At 48.8% G+C, this 19,089-nt stretch carries 19 protein-coding genes; 17 read left to right on the forward strand and 2 right to left on the reverse strand.

Going from position 1 to position 19,089, the window contains the following annotated elements; all coding sequences use genetic code 11:
• The first annotated feature begins 101 nt into the window (after positions 1 to 101).
• From pxpB to DWZ40_RS01675, 5 genes are read left to right on the forward strand one after another with little or no spacing between them, the layout of a single operon-like run.
• Positions 102 to 830, forward strand: a complete 729-nt coding sequence (gene pxpB / locus DWZ40_RS01655) for a 5-oxoprolinase subunit PxpB (RefSeq protein WP_118540416.1) — start codon at positions 102 to 104, stop codon at positions 828 to 830.
• 1 nt (position 831) lies between these two features.
• The gene (locus tag DWZ40_RS01660) at positions 832 to 1,839 is read left to right on the forward strand and encodes a biotin-dependent carboxyltransferase family protein (RefSeq protein WP_118540417.1); all 1,008 of its coding nucleotides are present in this window, start codon (positions 832 to 834) and stop codon (positions 1,837 to 1,839) included.
• A gap of 39 nt (positions 1,840 to 1,878) precedes the next feature.
• The gene (gene accB, locus DWZ40_RS01665) at positions 1,879 to 2,322 is read left to right on the forward strand and encodes an acetyl-CoA carboxylase biotin carboxyl carrier protein (RefSeq protein ID WP_118540418.1); all 444 of its coding nucleotides are present in this window, start codon (positions 1,879 to 1,881) and stop codon (positions 2,320 to 2,322) included.
• An 18-nt stretch (positions 2,323 to 2,340) separates the two neighbouring features.
• Entirely contained in the window at positions 2,341 to 3,687 is a 1,347-nt protein-coding gene (accC, locus tag DWZ40_RS01670; RefSeq protein ID WP_118540419.1) for an acetyl-CoA carboxylase biotin carboxylase subunit, read from the forward strand.
• Between the two features lie 22 nt (positions 3,688 to 3,709).
• Positions 3,710 to 4,477, forward strand: coding sequence for a 5-oxoprolinase subunit PxpA (locus tag DWZ40_RS01675; RefSeq protein WP_118540420.1), 768 nt, complete (start codon positions 3,710 to 3,712; stop codon positions 4,475 to 4,477).
• A gap of 188 nt (positions 4,478 to 4,665) precedes the next feature.
• On the opposite strand, the gene DWZ40_RS01680 is transcribed toward DWZ40_RS01675, so the two are convergent.
• Positions 4,666 to 4,860, reverse strand: coding sequence for a response regulator (locus DWZ40_RS01680; protein WP_243035155.1), 195 nt, complete (start codon positions 4,858 to 4,860; stop codon positions 4,666 to 4,668).
• On the opposite strand from DWZ40_RS01680, the gene DWZ40_RS19735 reads away from it, so the two are divergent.
• Positions 4,850 to 5,011, forward strand: coding sequence for a hypothetical protein (locus DWZ40_RS19735; RefSeq protein ID WP_207664485.1), 162 nt, complete (start codon positions 4,850 to 4,852; stop codon positions 5,009 to 5,011). The genes DWZ40_RS01680 and DWZ40_RS19735 overlap by 11 nt on opposite strands.
• A gap of 215 nt (positions 5,012 to 5,226) precedes the next feature.
• Here the strand turns inward: DWZ40_RS19735 and DWZ40_RS19340 are convergent, their stop codons facing one another.
• Entirely contained in the window at positions 5,227 to 5,400 is a 174-nt protein-coding gene (locus DWZ40_RS19340) for a hypothetical protein (protein ID WP_182430453.1), read from the reverse strand.
• 188 nt (positions 5,401 to 5,588) lie between these two features.
• On the opposite strand from DWZ40_RS19340, the gene DWZ40_RS01690 reads away from it, so the two are divergent.
• The 11 genes from DWZ40_RS01690 to DWZ40_RS01740 all read left to right on the forward strand — a co-directional run bounded on the left by DWZ40_RS01690 (position 5,589) and on the right by DWZ40_RS01740 (position 18,997).
• Entirely contained in the window at positions 5,589 to 6,287 is a 699-nt protein-coding gene (locus DWZ40_RS01690) for a hypothetical protein (protein WP_147354120.1), read from the forward strand.
• On the forward strand, positions 6,248 to 7,024 hold the full coding sequence (locus DWZ40_RS01695; RefSeq protein ID WP_118540423.1) for a GGDEF domain-containing protein: 777 nt from the start codon (positions 6,248 to 6,250) through the stop codon (positions 7,022 to 7,024). Before DWZ40_RS01690 ends, DWZ40_RS01695 begins: the two co-directional genes overlap by 40 nt.
• Positions 7,025 to 7,246: 222 nt before the next feature.
• Positions 7,247 to 8,023, forward strand: a complete 777-nt coding sequence (locus DWZ40_RS01700; RefSeq protein WP_118540424.1) for a 4'-phosphopantetheinyl transferase superfamily protein — start codon at positions 7,247 to 7,249, stop codon at positions 8,021 to 8,023.
• Between the two features lie 35 nt (positions 8,024 to 8,058).
• Complete coding sequence (gene pyrH / locus DWZ40_RS01705) at positions 8,059 to 8,763, forward strand: UMP kinase (protein ID WP_118540425.1); 705 nt, start codon at positions 8,059 to 8,061, stop codon at positions 8,761 to 8,763.
• Positions 8,764 to 8,775: 12 nt separating this feature from the next.
• The gene (gene frr / locus DWZ40_RS01710; protein ID WP_118540426.1) at positions 8,776 to 9,330 is read left to right on the forward strand and encodes a ribosome recycling factor; all 555 of its coding nucleotides are present in this window, start codon (positions 8,776 to 8,778) and stop codon (positions 9,328 to 9,330) included.
• A 62-nt stretch (positions 9,331 to 9,392) separates the two neighbouring features.
• On the forward strand, positions 9,393 to 10,121 hold the full coding sequence (locus DWZ40_RS01715; protein ID WP_118540427.1) for an isoprenyl transferase: 729 nt from the start codon (positions 9,393 to 9,395) through the stop codon (positions 10,119 to 10,121).
• 12 nt (positions 10,122 to 10,133) lie between these two features.
• Positions 10,134 to 10,934, forward strand: coding sequence for a phosphatidate cytidylyltransferase (locus DWZ40_RS01720; RefSeq protein ID WP_118540428.1), 801 nt, complete (start codon positions 10,134 to 10,136; stop codon positions 10,932 to 10,934).
• A 76-nt stretch (positions 10,935 to 11,010) separates the two neighbouring features.
• Entirely contained in the window at positions 11,011 to 12,153 is a 1,143-nt protein-coding gene (locus tag DWZ40_RS01725) for a 1-deoxy-D-xylulose-5-phosphate reductoisomerase (RefSeq protein WP_118540429.1), read from the forward strand.
• A 1-nt stretch (position 12,154) separates the two neighbouring features.
• On the forward strand, positions 12,155 to 13,255 hold the full coding sequence (locus DWZ40_RS01730; protein WP_347560021.1) for a site-2 protease family protein: 1,101 nt from the start codon (positions 12,155 to 12,157) through the stop codon (positions 13,253 to 13,255).
• A 27-nt stretch (positions 13,256 to 13,282) separates the two neighbouring features.
• Positions 13,283 to 14,356 (forward strand): flavodoxin-dependent (E)-4-hydroxy-3-methylbut-2-enyl-diphosphate synthase, encoded by a 1,074-nt coding sequence (gene ispG / locus DWZ40_RS01735; protein WP_118540430.1) that lies wholly within the window; start codon positions 13,283 to 13,285, stop codon positions 14,354 to 14,356.
• A gap of 3 nt (positions 14,357 to 14,359) precedes the next feature.
• Positions 14,360 to 18,997, forward strand: coding sequence for a PolC-type DNA polymerase III (locus DWZ40_RS01740; RefSeq protein ID WP_118540431.1), 4,638 nt, complete (start codon positions 14,360 to 14,362; stop codon positions 18,995 to 18,997).
• Positions 18,998 to 19,089: the final 92 nt, after the last annotated feature.

Below are 19,089 nucleotides of genomic sequence, written 5' to 3' on the forward strand. Positions count from 1 at the left end.
CAAAATGAAGCGCATAACGATAGGTTGAAAATATCGAGCTGCATTTTGCGACAGGCCCTTTCTGATTACGTGATACTACCTTTTAAAAGGAGATTTAAGATATGGCTGAAATTAATATTTTGACAGCGGGAGACAGTTCGCTGCTGATTCAGTTCGGCAATGAAATCAATCCCGAAATCAATCAAAAGATCAAAGCAACAGTTCAGCTGATGCGGGAACAGCATATTGAAGGTGTTCAGGATGTGATCCCTGCATTTTGCTCGCTGCTGATCAATTATGATCCGCGTGTTATTTCTTACAGTGAGATTACAAAGCGGATGAAAACGCTTTTGAAGGTTGAGACAAAGGCGGGGACTGGGAAAAAGAAGATTTATGAAATTCCGGTCTGTTATGGTGGAAAATATGGTCCGGATCTTTCTTATATTGCAGAACATGCAGGTATGACGGAGGATGAAGTCATTGCTTTACATAGTTCCAAGGATTATCTGATCTATATGCTTGGTTTTCTTCCGGGATTCTGTTACCTTGGTGGTCTGGATGAAAGGCTGCATACTCCGAGACTGGCTACTCCAAGAATTAAGATTGAAGCTGGAAGTGTGGGAATCGGCGGTTCCCAGACCGGTATTTATCCGATGGAGTCCCCTGGCGGATGGCAGCTCATGGGAATGACACCGGTAAAGACTTATGATCCGGAGCGGGCGGTCCCGATTCTGGTTGAAGCGGGAGATTATATCCGCTTTGTTCCGATAGACGAAGAAGAATATCTGCGAATCAAAGAACTGGTCGATTTGGGAGAATATAAGTGCACGGTTCGCGAAGGTGAGGTGTAATATGGGAATCCGTATATTAAAAGCGGGACTGCTTACAACCGTTCAGGACCTTGGACGAAGCGGCTATCAGAGCCAGGGATTCGGTGTTTCGGGGGTAATGGATGTCCGCTCGTTTAAAATAGCAAATCTTCTGATCGATAATCCAGAGAATGAAGCGGTTCTGGAATTTACGCTGATCGGTCCAACTCTGGAGTTCACATCGGCTTCGATCATTGCGATCACCGGTGGAGATTTCCAGCCAGAGGTGAATGGAGAGCCGGTGCCAATGTATACCGCTCTTTACATGAATAAAGGAGATATCTTAAAATTCGGAAGCGCAAGATCTGGAAGCCGCGGCTATATTTCTTTCTCTGGCTACCTGAGAATTCCGGTAGTGATGGGAAGCCGCTGCACAAGCTTAAAGAGTAAGATTGGCGGATTTAAGGGAAGAAAACTGCTGGAGGGTGATTATATCAGTTTCCGTATTAAGAGAAATTATCTTCCGTTCTTCCTTTCCAGAAAACTGAACATTCACGAATTTGATCAGGAAAGTGTTATGCTGCGTGTTGTGATGGGACCGCAGAATCACATGTTCAGCAAGCAGGGAATTCACAATTTCCTGCATGAAGAGTATACCGTAACGAGTGATTTTGACCGCATGGGATGCAGGCTGGAAGGACCGTTCATTGCGCCGAAGACAACGTCAGATATTATTTCAGAAGGAATTGCACTTGGATCGATTCAGGTTCCGTCCCATGGAAAACCAATCATTTTGCTTGCAGACCGTCAGACAACCGGGGGGTATGCAAAGATTGCGACTGTCATCAGTGTGGACATTCCGAAACTGGTGCAGAGAAAGACAGATCATAAGATCCGCTTCCAGGAAGTTTCCGTTGAAGAAGCCCAGCGGTTGTACAAGGAAGAAGAAAAGAGTTATATGGCGATGCGTGCACAGATCCATAAACCGTGTAAGGAAGTTCTGGAATGCAGACAGGTTGCAAAACGTCTCAGACGACTGTTTCCGGATTAAAAATAGGATAGCGAATAGAAGGATAAGGAGATTATTCATATGGATTTAGAGAAGATTGAAGGACTGGTAAAAATTATTGAGAATTCTTCCCTGACGGAGTTTTCCATTAAGGATGGAGATACAAAGATTACGATGAGCAAGCTGACCCATCCGCCGGTGATCACGGCAGGACTTCCGGCAGCTCCGGCTCTGGCAGCTGCACCGCAGACTGCTGCAGAAGAGAAAGAGGAGGAGAACGATGACATCGAGCTGATCCTCGCACCGATCGTCGGAACGTTTTATTCTGCATCAGGTCCGGACATCCCGGCTTTCGTAAGAGTCGGTGACCATGTGAAAAATGGCCAGACTGTATGTATCCTTGAGGCCATGAAGCTGATGAATGAGATCCAGTGTGAATTCGATTGTGAGATCGAGGCTGTTCTTGTAAGCAATGAGCAGAAAGTGGAATATGGTCAGCCACTGTTCCGCGTAAAGAGATTATAAGAGCAGGAGGAGCGGCCGATGTTTGAAAAAATATTAATTGCCAATCGTGGCGAGATTGCGGTCCGCATCATCCGGGCGTGCAGAAATATGGGAATCCAGAGTGTTGCGGTCTATTCTAAGGAAGACCAGAACAGCCTTCATGTTCAGCTTGCTGACCAGAGAATCTGCATCGGGGAAGGACCTGCAAAGAACAACTATTTAAATATGGATCAGATCATTATGGCAGCTAAGAACACGGGCGCGGATGCCATTCATCCAGGTTATGGCTTTTTGTCAGAAAACAGTGAATTTGTACGCCGGTGCAAGGAAAATGAAATTGCGTTCATTGGGCCTGATGCAGAGGTTATTGACCGTATGGGAAATAAATCTCATGCGAGAAAGACGATGATGGATGCCGGGGTTCCGGTAGTTCCTGGAACCAGGGAGCCGGTTTACGATGCGGAGGTCGGAAAACAGCTGGCAAAAGAAATTGGATATCCGGTTATGATCAAAGCATCTTCTGGCGGAGGCGGAAAAGGCATGCGTGTTGCCATGTCGGAGGATGAGTTTGAGTTCCAGTTTGGCGTTGCCCAGCGGGAATCCGCAAATGCTTTTGGCGATGACACGATGTACATTGAGCGGTTTGTCCAGAATCCACGCCATGTCGAAATCCAGATCATGGCAGATTCCTTTGGAAATGTGGTTGCGCTCGGAGACCGTGATTGTTCCGTGCAGAGAAATCACCAGAAACTGATCGAGGAGTCTCCGTCACCGGCGGTTACGGACGAGATGCGTGCCGAGATGAACCGCTGCGCGATCCTTGCGGCGAAGACGGTGCATTACACGAATGCGGGAACCATCGAATTCATCGTGGATCCAACAGGACATTTCTATTTTATGGAGATGAACACGAGAATCCAGGTAGAGCACGGTGTTACGGAAATGGTGACGGGAACGGATCTGATCATCGAGCAGATCCGGGTAGCCATGGGAGAGCCGCTTAGTTTTACTCAGGAGGAGGTACGTCCGCGCGGTCATGCGATCGAGTGCAGAATCAACGCGGAGATTCCGGAAAAGAACTTTATGCCGAGTCCTGGTGTGGTGAGACATCTGCATCTGCCGGCCGGAAATGGTGTCCGTGTAGATACCGGCCTGTATACGGGGTATGAGATTCCGTCAGAGTATGATTCCATGATCGCAAAGGTAATCGTGCATGCTCCGACAAGAGAAGCCGCACTGATGAAGATGCGCTCTGCACTCAATGAGATGCTTGTGATCGGCGTGGAGACAAATCTGGATTTCCAGTATCAGATCATGCGCCATCCGGTCTTTGCGGAAGGAAAAGCAGATACCGGGTTTATTGAAACGGCAATGCATATCAAATAAGTCATGACAGGAGGAACTACCAATGTATTGTGTAGATTTAAACAGTGATTTGGGCGAAAGCTTTGGACGTTACACCCTTGGTATGGATGATAAAGTAATCCCGCTGATCACGTCCGCGAATGTGGCATGTGGATTTCATGCATCTGATCCGGTGGTGATGAAGAAAACGATCGAGATGGCAAACGGGGCAGGCATTCGCGTTGGTGCGCATCCGGGATATCCGGATCTGATGGGATTTGGACGTCGGAATATGAATGTGTCTCCGGCAGAGGCGAAAGCGTATACACTTTACCAGATGGGTGCCCTGGATGCGTTCTGCAAGGCATCCGGTGCGAAAATGCAGCATGTAAAACCGCACGGCGCATTTTATAATATGGCGGCAAAGGATTACAAGCTGGCGCGTGGTATCTGTGAGGCAATCGCAGAGTATGATCCGGAACTGATCCTGATGGCTCTTTCCGGGAGTGAGATGATCCGTGCGGCACAGGATTGCGGTCTGCGTGCAGCATCCGAGGTGTTTGCTGACCGTGCCTATGAAGAAGACGGCAGCCTGGTAAGCAGAACCAAAGAGGGCGCAATGATCACCGATGAAAATGAGGCGATCGCCCGTGTCATCCGCATGGTAAAAGAGCAGAAAGTAACGAGTATCACCGGAAAAGATATTTCCCTGAAAGCTGATTCCATCTGTGTACACGGAGACGGTGCAAACGCGCTTGCCTTTGTTGCCAAGATCCGCGAGGCATTTACAAAAGAAGAAATCAAAATCTGTCCGCTTGCAGAGATGCTGTAAAAGTAGGCAAGATGCTATAAAAATGCTATAAAGAAACGGAAAATGGTGTTGGATATGTTTGTGCTAACAGAAACCAAACACAGAAGATAAGAAGAGAATAAGAAGAGCATGAGAAAAGCAGGCTGAAAAGATGCCTGCTTTTTTTTATGCTCTTATATTTGCGGTGCGCTCCGGAATCGTTTGGTTGATTACTGCCTGATATTTTTGGCAATGACTTTTACCACCTGCTTCATAATAATCGGTTTTGGAATGTGGTCGTTCATGCCTGCCCGGATGGATGCCTGAATGTCTTCCGTGAATGCATTTGCCGTCTGCCGGTCTGACAGTGTGCGGATGGATTTTGTGGCAGTGTAGCCGTCCATTTCCGGCATCATGATATCCATCAGGATCAGATTAAAGGTATGGACCGGATTGTCCATTCATAAGTTCAACGTATCGTTTGGTGATGGCCATACCGAGACTGGTACCTTTGTATTTGGTTCTGGCATCGGAAAGTTCCTGGGAAAAGTCATCGAAAAGTTTTTTCTGAAATAATACCCTGCGGTTTCAGAAAATCATATTCCTGTGGATATTTGCCGGCAATTTCTTCCAGTTCATGAATGATAACGGTTTCCTGTTTCCAGAATGTGTTCATTCAGGATGGCATGAGGCTGATCGGGATATTCTGCAGGTTATCGATTTCCGGTTTTATACCGGGAGCACACCATTCATAAGTATTGCTGAGCGCAAGATGTTCCTTTGTGGCCCATTCAATAAAGATAGAACCGGTCTGCACAGGTGTAGTTCCCGATGGATTTCAGGAGACTTGGAATGGTATCGGAGAGCCCTTCTTTGTTCTCTGCAAGATCCATGCGGGAAATCTGATGAAGAATATCATCCATGCTGCGCAGTCTCTTTTTATAATCAAGTTCCGCCTCCGTCATAGTTTTATCCCTCTTTACTGTTTGAATAAGTTATGTTTTAACAAATACAGAAATTCGCTGCAAACATTATACATGAATTTTGTTTATAATACAATCATTCTGATAAGAATCACAAAATATTAGAATGTGTAAAAAATAATTTGTCCATTTTATAGATATTTTTGTCGTAAAACGATATAATGGTGTATATGGATTTTACCAATCTGTCGACCTTGTCTGGACGCATGAATGGCAAAGTCTGTCTGGACACTTACTACCAGGTGGTTATATCGGGCTGGAACCGCGGAAAGTTTATTGAAGCGGAACGGGATCAGACAGGAAATGTCCAGAAGGTACTTTATACCTATCAGGTTATCGATGAGCAAAAACGCCGGGAGCAGGAACAGCTGCAGGATCTGAAAAATACATACCGGGATACGGAAAAACAAAACAAAGAAAAAACAGAATCATTGGAACACGATAAAAAAGCATTGTCAGATACACTCCAGTATCAGAATAGTTTTGTCAAGATCCTTCTGGATCAGATTAATTGCGGCGTTATGGCTTATACTGTGCCGGGACGTAATCTTCTTCAGATCAACCGGGAAGCGCTGCGCCTGTTTGGATGTGAGAATTTTGATGCGGCAAGGGAAAAACTTCGTGCCGGGCAGACGCATGTGATTGTGTCACTCAAAGATCAGAAGAAGCTTTTAAAGTTTCGTAAAAAGGAAGGCTCTGTAGTTTATCGCTTTACGATCCGGAGTGATCATGAGGAAGAACGGCAGATCCTGGCGGAAAGATCCTGTATGATGCGAAACCGCAGAAGCTGGAACTCGAAAAACTGGATGAACCATTTCAAAAGCTGGGCATGGGTCTTAAGTATCTGGACCATGCAGTGCAGGAGATGAAAGCGTATTCCGCTGCTTTGTCGAATGGAATTCTTTCCGTGGAGACGCCGGGACGGGACAATTTCCTTTGTGAAAACCTGAAGAATATCCATGCAAACTTAAATCATCTGACATGGCAGGCAAAGCAGGTAGCCAAAGGAGATTATTCCCAGAAAGTATCATATCTGGGGGAATTCTCGGAAGCTTTTAACACAATGACAGAGCAGTTAAAACAGCGGGAAGGGTTCCTGATCGAAGAGGCACAGCAGGAAAAACAGCAGGCATCCATTGATCCGCTGACCCAGGTTGGAAACCGCTATTATTTTCAGCGGAAAGCAGAGCAGATGCTGCAGTCAGAAACGGAACTGGTGCTTTGTTACTGCGATCTGGATCATTTGAAGTATGTCAACGACAATTATGGGCACAGTGAGGGAGACTGGTATCTCCGCCATTTTGTGGAATCTGTGAAGAAAATTACGCGGGAGAATGATCTGTTTGCGCGGCTTGGAGGCGATGAATTCTGCATTATCCTGAAAGACTGCCCCAAAGAAGTCGCATACAGCAAAATGTACTGGATCCAGCACGATTTTGCAAAGCAATCTGAAAAACCATATGAGAAAAATTTCAGTTTTGGAATTGTGCGTGTTCCGGCACAACACGGACAGGTAGACCTTGATGAACTGATTCAACGGGCGGATCAGGCTATGTATCAGCAGAAACGCACCCATTACTTGACTAAAATGCACAAAAAAATATGATGAATTTTGTCAAGTTTGTGCACACTTTTTGCTTCTGATATGATACTATAATGGACGTAAACCCCCCAATACATTATATAGTTTTTGCAACAAAACGAAATACCTTCTCCTGAAATGACCGGTTCCCCAACCGGTCATTTTGCATTTTAAGAAAGATTTCATCGAAAATAAATTCAGGAAAGTCTAAGGTTGCCAGAAAAATAGAAAAGCGAGGAGAACCTTATGGAAGTATATGTATATATGATGCGTGCAGATGCCCCGCTCACTGCTTCGGAAGAAGAGACTCTAAAATGTCGTCTTTCTGCAGCAAGACAGAATAAAATAGAAAAGCTCCGCTATGCGGCAGACAAACGGCTGTCTCTTGGTGCGGGGCTTCTTCTGGATTACGGGTTAAACCAATTTGGTCTGAAAGAGCGGGACGAAACGTTTGCTGCGATTGAAAATGGAAAACCTTGCCTGAAAAACCATCCGGAAATTCAGTTTAATCTGTCACATTCCGGCTCTATGGTGATGGCTGCCTTTACATGCCAGAAAGACAAAAAGAACTCTGGATGTGCTGAGACAGTCGGACGCATTGAGACAGAACAGAAAGCTACTTTTTCTGGTCCCCGGGAATGGCTGGCCTGTCCTGTCGGGTGTGACGTGGAACGCAAACAGAAAGCACGTATGGAGGTAGCCAGACGTTTTTTTGCTCCTGCTGAGCAGCAGATCCTCTTATCTGCGAAAACAGAAGAGGAAAGGGATCTGTTATTTGGCCGTTTATGGACGTTAAAAGAAAGTTTTCTGAAAGTAGAAGGAAAAGGCATGGCTATGCCCCTTGACAGCTTTGCCATGGAACTTGGTGATCCTTCCCGCCTTGCCGGTGAACGTGCCAGCCAGTACCGTTTCCAGGAATTTGAACTTCCAGACTATTGTGCATCGGTGTGTGTGAAACGGAAAAATCAGTCTGAGAACGACACGTTTTTTTTCTCTTTTCAAAATCTGCAAGATATGGTATGATACCGTTAGAATTTAAAAAGGAGAAATCTGACCATATGGATATGAAACGAGTGTTTTTGAAGTTAAGCGGTGAAGCACTTGCCGGACCGAAAAAAACCGGTTTTGACGAAGATACAGTCAAAGAGGTTGCCAGACAGGTGAAAATTTCCGTTGATGCAGGCGTTCAGGTCGGCATTGTCATCGGAGGAGGCAATTTCTGGAGAGGACGTACCAGCGACGCGATCGAGCGTACCAAAGCAGACCAGATCGGTATGCTGGCTACCATCATGAACTGCATTTATGTTTCGGAAATCTTCCGCAATGCAGGCATGAAGACAGAGGTTCTGACACCGTTTGTCTGCGGCGCTGTAACAGAACTGTTTTCCAAGGATAAGGCAAACCGCTATTTTGAGGAAGGCAAGGTTGTATTCTTTGCAGGAGGAACCGGACATCCGTATTTCTCTACCGATACCGGCATCACTCTGCGGGCCGTGGAGATGGACGCAGACTGCATTCTGCTTGCAAAATCCATCGACGGCGTCTATGACAGCGATCCGGCCAAGAATCCGGATGCAAAGCGCTACGATACCATCAGCATCCAGGAGGTTATCGACAAGAAGCTTGCTGTGGTTGACCTGACTGCATCCATCATGTGCATGGAGCACAAAATGCCTATGGCAGTATTCGATTTAAATGAAAAAGACAGCATTGCAAACGCAATGCAGGGTAAAATAAACGGCACGATCGTGACCGTCGATTAACAGGAGGACACTATGCAGGAACACTTAAAGTTATACGAGGACAAAATGGAGAAATCTCTGGACGTACTGCTCGACGAGTACGCATCCATCCGCGCAGGACGTGCTAACCCGCATGTACTGGACCGCATCCGTGTAGACTATTACGGAACCCCGACCCCGCTCCAGCAGGTCGGCAACGTCAGCGTACCGGAGGCACGCATGATCGTGATCCAGCCTTGGGAGAAGAATCTGTTAAAGGAGATCGAGAAAGCAATCCTGGTTTCTGATCTGGGCATCAACCCGACCAACGACGGTAACGTGATCCGCCTGGTATTCCCGGAATTAACCGAGGAGCGCCGTAAAGATCTTGCAAAAGATGTAAAGAAAAAAGGGGAAGGTGCGAAAGTTGCAATCCGTAACATCCGCCGCGATGCCATCGACAGCATCAAGAAAATGGAAAAAGCAGGAGATATCTCCGAGGATGATTTAAAGCAGGGCGAAGAAAAGATCCAGAAGATCACCGATAAGATGATCGAGAAAGTGGACAAGGCTATCGAAACAAAGACCAAGGAGATTATGACTGTCTAGTAAAAAAGGTGGGGGAGAGCAATCTTCCCCATTTCTTTGTATGCTATTGTGGGAGGAAGATTATGTCTGAACAATTAGAGGGAATGGTGATCCCAAAACATGTGGCCCTGATCCTGGACGGCAACGGCCGCTGGGCAAAAAAACGCGGTCTGCCGCGGTCCATGGGACACAAGGAAGGTTGCGTAACGGTAGAAAAAACGGTTGAGATCGCAGCACGCATGGGAATTGAATATTTAACGGTATACGGTTTTTCCACGGAAAACTGGAAACGTTCCGCGGAAGAAGTAGGCGCGTTAATGCAGCTGTTCCGTTTTTATATGGTGCGGCTGCTGAAGGTGGCATCTGCAAACAATGTCCGGGTTAAGATGATTGGGGACCGCACCCGTTTTGATCAGGATATCATCGACGGCATTAACCGCCTGGAATCGGAAACAAAGGATAACACCGGTCTTACATTTGTGATCGCGGTCAATTACGGCGGTCGGGATGAGATCACCCGCGCAGTGAAAAAACTGGTGGAAGACTGCCAGAATGGCAAACAGAATGCAGCCGAGATTACCGAGCAGGTTGTTGCATCGTATCTGGATACTGCCGGAATGCCGGATCCGGATCTTCTGATCCGCACCAGCGGCGAGATCCGGCTTTCCAACTATCTGCTGTGGCAGCTTGCCTATACCGAGATTTATGTGACAGACTGCCTGTGGCCGGACTTTGACCAGGAAGAGCTGGAAAAAGCAATCATGGCCTACAACAAACGCGACCGGCGTTACGGCGGGGTAAAACAGGCATAAGGAGGAAACCGTATGTTTACAAAACGGCTTGTAAGCGGTATTATTCTCGTCATTCTTGCTATTATAGTAGTGGGAAAGGGCGGAGCACTGTTGTACGGAGTGACAGCGCTGATCTCCCTGATCGGCCTGTTTGAGCTGTACCGGGTGCTGAAAATTGAAAAGAATGCCATGGGAATCGTTGGGTATCTGACAGCGGTTTCGTATTATGGGCTGGTGTGGTTTGACGGGCATCATTATGTGACTCTGATGGCAATTGCTGCACTTATGGTCATGATGGCGATCTACGTGTTTACCTTCCCAAAATACCGGACAGAAGAGGTGGCAGAATCCTTTTTTGGCGTCTTCTATGTGGCGGTGATGCTGTCCTATCTGTACCAGGTGCGTGCCATGGGAGACGGAAAGTATCTGGTATGGCTGATCTTTTTAAGCTCCTGGGGCTGCGATACCAGTGCCTACTGTGTTGGTATGCTGCTTGGAAAACACAAGCTGGCTCCTGTCTTAAGCCCGAAAAAGTCCATTGAGGGGGCCGTGGGCGGTGTAGCAGGCGCAGCACTTTTAGGCTTCTTATTTGCCACGGTATTTGGCGGACACATGACAGAGCTGATGTATCCAAGACTGGCATGCACGCTGTCCTGTGCCATTGCGGCGGTCATCTCCCAGATCGGGGACCTGGCGGCTTCTGCCATCAAGCGGAATCATGGCATCAAGGATTACGGAAATTTGATCCCGGGACATGGCGGAATCCTGGACCGGTTTGACAGCATGCTGTTTACGGCTCCGGCGATTTTCTTTGCACTTTTATTTTTGCCGTAACAGGACTCTGTTTTGATCGTCCGTATTGAAAATTATATGCCAGTCTGCATAATACAGGCTGGAAAAGGAGATACAAATGAAACGTATAGCGATTTTAGGTTCTACCGGCTCCATCGGTACCCAGACCCTGGAAGTCGTGGAGAACAATCAGGATATTCAGGTAACGGCCCTAGCAGCCGGAAGCAACATTGTACTGCTCGAGGAGCAGATCCGCAAATTCCATCCGACACTGGTGTGCGTATGGGATGAGAAGAAAGCGGCAGAATTAAAAACAAACATTGCCGATCTTTCCGTGAAGGTGGTAAGCGGCATGGATGGTCTTTTGGAGGTGGCCGTCCAGCCAGAGTCAGAGATTTTAGTAACAGCGATCGTAGGCATGATCGGCATCCGCCCGACGATCGCAGCCATGAAGGCAGGAAAAGATATTGCGCTGGCAAATAAGGAAACGCTGGTAACGGCAGGACACATCATCATACCGCTTGCAAAAGCGGTTGGTGTGAAGATCCTTCCGGTAGACAGCGAGCACAGTGCTATTTTCCAGAGCTTAAACGGCGAAGACAAAAAAGCAATTCACAAGATCCTGTTAACGGCATCCGGTGGCCCGTTCCGTGGTTGGACGAAAGAACAGCTGGCAGGTGTGCGTCCGGAGGATGCTTTAAAGCATCCAAACTGGACCATGGGAAGAAAGATTACGATCGATTCGTCAACTATGGTGAACAAGGGACTGGAGGTCATGGAGGCGCGCTGGCTGTTTGGCGTGGAGATGGACCAGGTCCAGGTGGTGGTACAGCCGCAGAGTGTCATTCACTCTATGGTAGAGTTCGAGGATGGCGCAGTCATTGCGCAGCTTGGCACTCCGGATATGAAGCTGCCGATCCAGTATGCCCTCTATTATCCAGAGCGGAAGTTTTTGCCGGGAGAGCGTCTGGATTTTGCAAAGCTGGGAAGAATTACGTTTGAGAACCCGGATATGGAAGTCTTCCGTGGCTTAAAGCTTGCTTATGAAGCAGGAACACGCGGCGGTTCCCTTCCGACGGTTTACAATGCGGCGAACGAGTATGCTGTAGGGAAATTCTTAAACCGCGAGATTTCCTACCTGACCATCATCGATATGATCGAGGGTGCCATGGAACATCACAAGGTTGTGGAAAATCCGGACGTAGATGCCATACTTGCCGCAGAACGGGAAACCTATGAATATATAGAAAGCAGGTGGTAGTTTGCTGAACATTCTTGCAGCAGTGCTGCTGTTTGGATTTATCGTACTGGTGCACGAATTCGGGCATTTTCTGCTGGCGAAATGCAGCGGGATCGGAGTTGTGGAATTCTCGGTCGGCATGGGACCGCGCCTGATCAGTTTTCAAAAAGGCGAGACCCGCTATTCCATCAAGGCGCTGCCGTTTGGCGGTTCCTGCATGATGGTGGGAGAGGACGCAGAAAATCCGGACCCGAAGGCTTTTAATAATAAGCCGGTATTATCCCGCATCGCGGTGATCGCGGCGGGGCCGGTGTTTAACTTTATCCTGGCATTTTTATTTGCCATGATCATCGTGGCACAGGTGGGCCACGACGCTCCGGTCTTGACCGGAGTTATGGAAGGCAGCCCGGCCGAGGAGGCAGGACTGCAGGCTGGCGACTGCATCACCAGAATCAACGGACGCCACATTACGGCGTACCGGGATATCATGCTGTATACCTTTTCCCATCCGGGACAGGAGATGAAGGTACAGTTTACAAGACTTTCCGATGGCCTGGCGGGCACAGAAGCCGGAGCCTCTGCAGAAGCGACAGGCAAGAACGATGGTCCGACCTCCGGTATGGTAGTTTTGACCCCGCGCTTTAGCGAGGAATACAATTCCTACATGATGGGTGTCCAGTTTGGTGGTTACCAAAAGGTACACGGAATTTTGCCGCTCATTCATTACAGTGCCTATGAGGTAAAATACTGTGTCATGTCCACGATGGACAGTCTTGGTATGCTGTTTCGGCACCAGATCCGTGCCGAGGAGGCTGTGACCGGACCGGTTGGTATCGTGAACATGGTAGGGGAAACTGTGCAGGAGGGGCGCCAGATCGGTGCCCGTGCCGTGGCTTTAGTTCTGGCAAACTGGGTTCTGCTCTTAAGCTCCAGCCTCGGGATCATGAATCTTTTGCCGATCCCGGCTTTGGACGGCGGACGTCTTGTGTTTCTGCTCATTGAGCTGGTACGAGGAAAGCCGGTGGACCCGGAAAAAGAAGGTATGGTGCATATGGCCGGTATGGCAGTGCTGATGACGCTTATGGTTCTGGTACTTTTCAACGATATCCGGAACCTGATGTAGTATAGAAACGAAAAAGGGGAATTGCAAATGGAACGCAAAATGACAAAGGAGATCCGGATCGGAAACCGGAAGATCGGAGGAGGAAATCCGATCCTGATTCAGTCGATGTGCAACACCAAAACGGAGGATGCAGCGGCAACCGTGGCACAGATCTTAAAGCTGGAGCAGGCTGGCTGTGACATTATCCGTGTGGCAGTGCCGACCATGGAGGCAGCAGAAAGCTTAAAGACCATCAAACGCCAGATCCATATTCCGCTGGTGGCAGACATTCATTTTGATTACCGTCTTGCCATTGCAGCCATGGAGTGCGGTGCAGACAAGATCCGCATCAATCCGGGAAATATCGGAAGCCGGGAGCGGGTGCAGGCAGTTGTGAATAAGGCGAAGGAATATGGAGTGCCGATCCGCGTCGGCGTGAACAGTGGTTCCCTGGAAAAGCCGCTCATTGAAAAGTATGGTGGTGTGACAGCGGAAGGAATTGTTGAGAGCGCCCTGGAGAAGGTTGCCATGATCGAGCAGATGGGCTATGACAATCTGGTTATCAGCATCAAGTCCTCCGATGTTTTAATGTGTGTAAAAGCGCATGAGATCATCAGCAAAAAGACGGATTATCCGCTTCATATCGGCATTACCGAATCCGGTACGCTGACTTCTGGAAATATCAAGTCTGCAGTGGGACTTGGCATTATTCTTCATGAGGGAATCGGAGATACCATCCGTGTTTCTTTAACCGGGGACCCGGTCGAAGAAATCAAATCCGCGAAGCTGATCTTAAAAACCCTGGGTCTTCGAAAGGGCGGCGTGGAAGTGGTTTCCTGTCCGACCTGTGGAAGAACGAAGATCGATCTGATTGGTCTGGCAAACCAGGTAGAAAATATGGTAACCGAGTTTGACCAGCTTGACGTGAAGGTTGCAGTTATGGGCTGTGTTGTGAATGGACCGGGCGAGGCGAAAGAAGCAGATCTCGGAATTGCAGGCGGCTGCGGCGAGGGTCTTCTGATCCGCAAAGGGGAAGTGATCCGCAAACTGCCGGAGAACGAACTCCTTTCTGCGCTTCATGATGAGCTTGCGGCACTTGCGAAGGAACAGGGGAAGTTGTAATACATGAAACCATTTTTGGAAGTATTTCCGGGCTTACATATGACAGACCAGATGCAGGAGCTTTTAACCCTGGTGAAGGTAGACCGCGTGTCCCTTACCAGGGATAGAAGCTCTCTTCGTGTCTATATCGTAAGTCCAAGACTGATTGATAAACGAAATATCTGGTCTCTGGAAAAAGGCATCCGTGACCAGCTTTTTCCGGGAAAACAGATCCAGATCCGTGTTTTCGAAAAATATACGCTGTCTGAGCAGTATACGCCGGAAAAATTGTTAACGGCATACAAAGACAGCCTGCTCGCAGAGCTGAAGGAATATAGTATTGTAGAGTATTCGATCTTCCGGAAAGGAGCATGTACCTTCCCTAAACCGGATCTTCTTCATATGACGGTGGAAGATACCATGGTCAACCGCGATAAGGCCGGCGAACTGAAACGGGTGCTGGAGAAGGTCTTTCATGAGCGCTGTGGACTGCTAGTGGAGATTGAATACGAGTATGTTGCGCCCACGCGTGCAAAGGCTTCGATTGAGCGGGAACTGCAGGCAAAGCAGGAGGCGGAGCGCATGACGGCGAAAGTCGCTGCGGTGCTTAGTCTGAATGCGGCAACCGGAACTGACGGGGAAGTACTCCCGGCAGGAACCGATGGATATGGACATGGCGGACATGGAAGCGGAGCAGCTGGTGCCGGGGCACATGGAACTGCAGGACAGAATGGAGTTGCCGGAAAGGGTCAGACTGGAAACAATCCGGGCGCAAATAGCCAGAACGGCAAAAACGGCCAGTCTGGTGCCGGAAAAGCTGCTGCGGCAAACGGGGTGAATGGCGCTAAGGGCGGAGGCTTCTCTGGTGGGGAGGCGCGTCCGGGACAGCTGCGCTCCGGCAAAAAAGACTTTAAGAAGAACGACTGGAGTTCCGGCGGCTACCGCAAGAAATCGGATAATCCGGATGTTTTGTTCGGTCGTGACTTTGAAGATGACTTTACGGAAATCGAGAAGATTGAAGGAGAAATCGGTGAGGTTACGATCCGCGGCAAGATCCTGGACAAGGACAGCAGAGAGCTTCGCAGCGGAAAAACCATCATCATTTTCCATATTACAGATTTTACCGATACCATTACCGTAAAAGTTTTTGCGAATGAAGACACGCTGGAAGATTTAAATGCGGCGATCAAGCCGGGAACCTTCATCCGTCTGCGCGGCATGACAACGATTGACCGGTTTGACGGCGAACTGACGATCGGTTCTGTGCGTGGTATCAAGAAAGCAGAAGATTTCACCAGCAAACGTATGGACCATAGTCCGGTGAAGCGCGTGGAGCTGCACTGCCATACCAAGATGAGTGATATGGATGGTGTCTCGGATGTGGCGAGTATCATCAAAAAGGCCAAGGAATGGGGCATGGAAGCGCTTGCAGTTACCGACCATGGCTGTGTGCAGGCTTTCACGGAGGCCAGCCATGCACTGGATAAAAACGATCCGTTTAAGATGCTCTACGGCGTGGAAGGTTATCTGGTTGATGATATGAAGGAACTGGTCGAGAACGCTAAGGGCCAGACCTTTGCGGACTCTTTTGTTGTGTTTGATATCGAGACCACCGGTTTTAGCCCGGAGAAAAATAAGATTATCGAGATCGGTGGAGTGAAAGTGGAGCAGGGCGTGATCACCGATAAGTTCAGTACGTTTGTCAATCCGGATGTACCGATCCCGTTTGAGATTGAACAGCTGACTGGTATCAACGACAACATGGTGCTCCCGGCACCGAAGATTGACGTGATCCTGCCGCAGTTTCTGGAATTCTGTAAGGGCTGCAGCCTGGTGGCGCACAATGCGTCCTTCGATGTGAGCTTTATCGCCCAGAATGCCATGCTGCTTGGTCTGCCGTTTGACCCGACCGTCCTGGATACGGTGGCGCTTGCAAGACATCTCTTGCCGAATTTAAACCGCTTTAAGCTGGATACCGTCGCAAAGGCTTTGAATATCTCGCTGGAAAATCACCACCGGGCAGTCGACGATGCGGGCTGTACCGCGGAAATCTTTGTAAAATTTATTGAAATGTTAAAAGAACGCGGAGTTGAGGATCTGGCTCAGTTAAACCAGATGAGCACGCTTAGTGCGGATATGATCAAAAAGCTTCCCACCAATCATGTCATCATCATTGCGAAAAATGAGGTAGGACGCATCAACTTGTACCGCCTGGTATCCTGGTCCCACATCGATTATTTCGCAAAGCGTCCGCGTATTCCAAAGAGTGTGTTAAACCAGTACCGGGAGGGACTGCTCATTGGCTCCGCCTGTGAGGCAGGAGAACTTTACCAGGCGCTGCTGCGCGGACTTCCAGAAGCTGACATTGTCAAGATTGCGAATTTCTATGACTTCCTGGAAATCCAGCCGCTTGGAAACAATGCGTTTATGCTGCGCGATGAGAAGAGTCCGGTCAAGACCGAAGAAGACTTAAAAGATTTAAACCGCCGTATTGTGAAACTTGGTGAAACACTTGGAAAGCCGGTCTGCGGCACCTGTGACGTGCATTTCTTAAATCCGGAGGATGAAGTTTACCGCCGTATCCTCATGGCCGGACAGGGCTTTAACGATGCCGACCAGCAGGCTCCGCTGTATTTAAGAACGACGGAAGAGATGCTGAAGGAATTTGCGTATCTGGGACCGGATAAGGCAGAAGAGGTCGTCATTACCAATACCCGCATGATTGCGGACATGTGTGAGAAAATCTCGCCGGTGCGTCCGGATAAGTGCCCGCCGGTCATTGAAAATTCCGATGAAACTTTGCGTAAGATCTGTTACGACCAGGCCCATGAGATGTACGGGGAAGACCTGCCGCAGATCGTATCGGCGCGTCTGGAAAAGGAACTGAACTCCATCATTTCCAATGGTTTCGCCGTGATGTATATCATCGCACAGAAACTGGTGTGGAAGTCGAATGAGGATGGTTATCTGGTTGGCTCCCGTGGTTCCGTAGGATCTTCTTTCGTGGCGAACATGGCAGGTATCACGGAGGTAAATTCGTTAAGTCCGCATTACCTGTGCCCGAAATGCCATTACTCGGATTTCGATTCTGCGGATGTAAGGAAATTCTCCGGTATGGCCGGCTGTGACATGCCGGATATGCGCTGCCCGAAGTGTGGTGCGATGATGACCAAGCAGGGCTTTGATATCCCGTTCGAGACATTCCTGGGATTCAAGGGCGATAAGGAGCCGGATATCGACTTAAACTTCTCGGGTGAGTATCAGAGTAAGGCGCACGATTATACCGAGGTTATTTTCGGAAAAGGCCAGACCTTCCGCGCGGGAACCATTGGTACGCTGGCGGATAAGACCGCATTTGGCTTTGTAAAGCGCTATTACGAGGAGCGCGGCATTCACAAGCGAAACTGTGAGATCGACCGCATTGTACAGGGCTGCGTGGGCGTGCGCCGTACGACCGGTCAGCATCCGGGCGGTATAGTCGTACTGCCGATCGGAGAGGAAATCTATTCCTTTACTCCGGTCCAGCGTCCGGCAAACGATATGACGACCTCCACGGTGACCACGCATTTCGATTACCACTCGATTGACCATAACCTGTTAAAGCTTGATATTTTAGGACATCAGGACCCGACCATGATCCGTATGCTGCAGGATTTAACCGGCCTGGACCCGGTAAAAGATATTCCTCTGGATTCTCCGGAGGTCATGTCCCTGTTCCAGAACACCTCTGCGTTAGGCATCACGCCGGATGACATCGGCGGATGTAAGCTCGGTGCGCTTGGAATCCCGGAGTTCGGTACGGACTTTGCGATGCAGATGTTACTTGACGCGCAGCCGAAATATTTTTCTGATCTGGTCCGCATTGCCGGACTGGCACATGGTACCGATGTATGGCTGGGCAACGCGAAAGACCTCATCATAAGCGGGCAGGCCACCATTCAGACGGCGATTTGCTGTCGAGATGATATCATGGTGTATCTGATCCAGATGGGCCTGGAGGAGGGACTTTCCTTCACGATCATGGAGAGTGTGCGAAAAGGCAAGGGTCTGAAACCGGAGTGGATCGAGGAAATGAAAAAACACGATGTGCCCCAGTGGTATATCGATTCCTGCTTAAAGATCAAGTACATGTTCCCGAAAGCCCATGCGGCGGCCTACGTTATGATGGCATGGCGTGTGGCGTACTGCAAGGTGTTCTATCCACTGGCTTACTATGCGGCATTCTTCAGTATCCGCGCGAACGGGTTTTCCTATGAGCTGATGTGCCTGGGCCGGGATAAGTTGGAATATCATCTGGCAGACTTTAAAAAGAGAGCGGATTCTCTCTCCAAGGCTGAGCAGGATACCCTGCGCGATATGCGTATCGTTCAGGAAATGTACGCGCGCGGTTATGATTTTATGCCGATCGACATTTACCGCGCCCAGGCAGACCGCTTCCAGGTGATCGACGGAAAGCTGATGCCATCTTTAAGCAGCATCGCAGGTCTGGGTCTGAATGCAGCGGAGGGTGTGGTTTACGCGGCGAAGGATGGTCCGTTCTTATCGCGCGAGGATTTCAGAAACCGTACCAAGGTCAGTAAGACGATCTGCGACCTGATGAACGATCTGGGACTTTTAGGAGATCTGCCGGAAAGCAACCAGCTGTCACTGTTTGATTTCTAAAAGAGGCACAGAATGCTTGGTTTGCAGGGAGATGGTTTCTTTGCCATACAACATTTTTCGACAGAATGTGCAAAAGGGATTTACAACCACAG

It is taken from the genome of Clostridium sp. AF32-12BH, assembly GCF_003477935.1.
In the GTDB taxonomy this organism is placed as follows: Bacteria; Bacillota; Clostridia; order Lachnospirales; family Lachnospiraceae; genus Brotaphodocola.

Coding starts and splice junctions, on each gene's coding strand:
- pxpB (WP_118540416.1), top strand. CDS start 102: ATGGCTGAAATTAATATTTTGACAGCGGGAGACAGTTCGCTGCTGATT.
- DWZ40_RS01660 (WP_118540417.1), top strand. CDS start 832: ATGGGAATCCGTATATTAAAAGCGGGACTGCTTACAACCGTTCAGGAC.
- accB (WP_118540418.1), top strand. CDS start 1,879: ATGGATTTAGAGAAGATTGAAGGACTGGTAAAAATTATTGAGAATTCT.
- accC (WP_118540419.1), top strand. CDS start 2,341: ATGTTTGAAAAAATATTAATTGCCAATCGTGGCGAGATTGCGGTCCGC.
- DWZ40_RS01675 (WP_118540420.1), top strand. CDS start 3,710: ATGTATTGTGTAGATTTAAACAGTGATTTGGGCGAAAGCTTTGGACGT.
- DWZ40_RS19735 (WP_207664485.1), top strand. CDS start 4,850: ATGATATCCATCAGGATCAGATTAAAGGTATGGACCGGATTGTCCATT.
- DWZ40_RS01680 (WP_243035155.1), bottom strand. CDS start 4,860: ATGGATATCATGATGCCGGAAATGGACGGCTACACTGCCACAAAATCC.
- DWZ40_RS19340 (WP_182430453.1), bottom strand. CDS start 5,400: ATGACGGAGGCGGAACTTGATTATAAAAAGAGACTGCGCAGCATGGAT.
- DWZ40_RS01690 (WP_147354120.1), top strand. CDS start 5,589: ATGGATTTTACCAATCTGTCGACCTTGTCTGGACGCATGAATGGCAAA.
- DWZ40_RS01695 (WP_118540423.1), top strand. CDS start 6,248: ATGGGTCTTAAGTATCTGGACCATGCAGTGCAGGAGATGAAAGCGTAT.
- DWZ40_RS01700 (WP_118540424.1), top strand. CDS start 7,247: ATGGAAGTATATGTATATATGATGCGTGCAGATGCCCCGCTCACTGCT.
- pyrH (WP_118540425.1), top strand. CDS start 8,059: ATGGATATGAAACGAGTGTTTTTGAAGTTAAGCGGTGAAGCACTTGCC.
- frr (WP_118540426.1), top strand. CDS start 8,776: ATGCAGGAACACTTAAAGTTATACGAGGACAAAATGGAGAAATCTCTG.
- DWZ40_RS01715 (WP_118540427.1), top strand. CDS start 9,393: ATGTCTGAACAATTAGAGGGAATGGTGATCCCAAAACATGTGGCCCTG.
- DWZ40_RS01720 (WP_118540428.1), top strand. CDS start 10,134: ATGTTTACAAAACGGCTTGTAAGCGGTATTATTCTCGTCATTCTTGCT.
- DWZ40_RS01725 (WP_118540429.1), top strand. CDS start 11,011: ATGAAACGTATAGCGATTTTAGGTTCTACCGGCTCCATCGGTACCCAG.
- ispG (WP_118540430.1), top strand. CDS start 13,283: ATGGAACGCAAAATGACAAAGGAGATCCGGATCGGAAACCGGAAGATC.
- DWZ40_RS01740 (WP_118540431.1), top strand. CDS start 14,360: ATGAAACCATTTTTGGAAGTATTTCCGGGCTTACATATGACAGACCAG.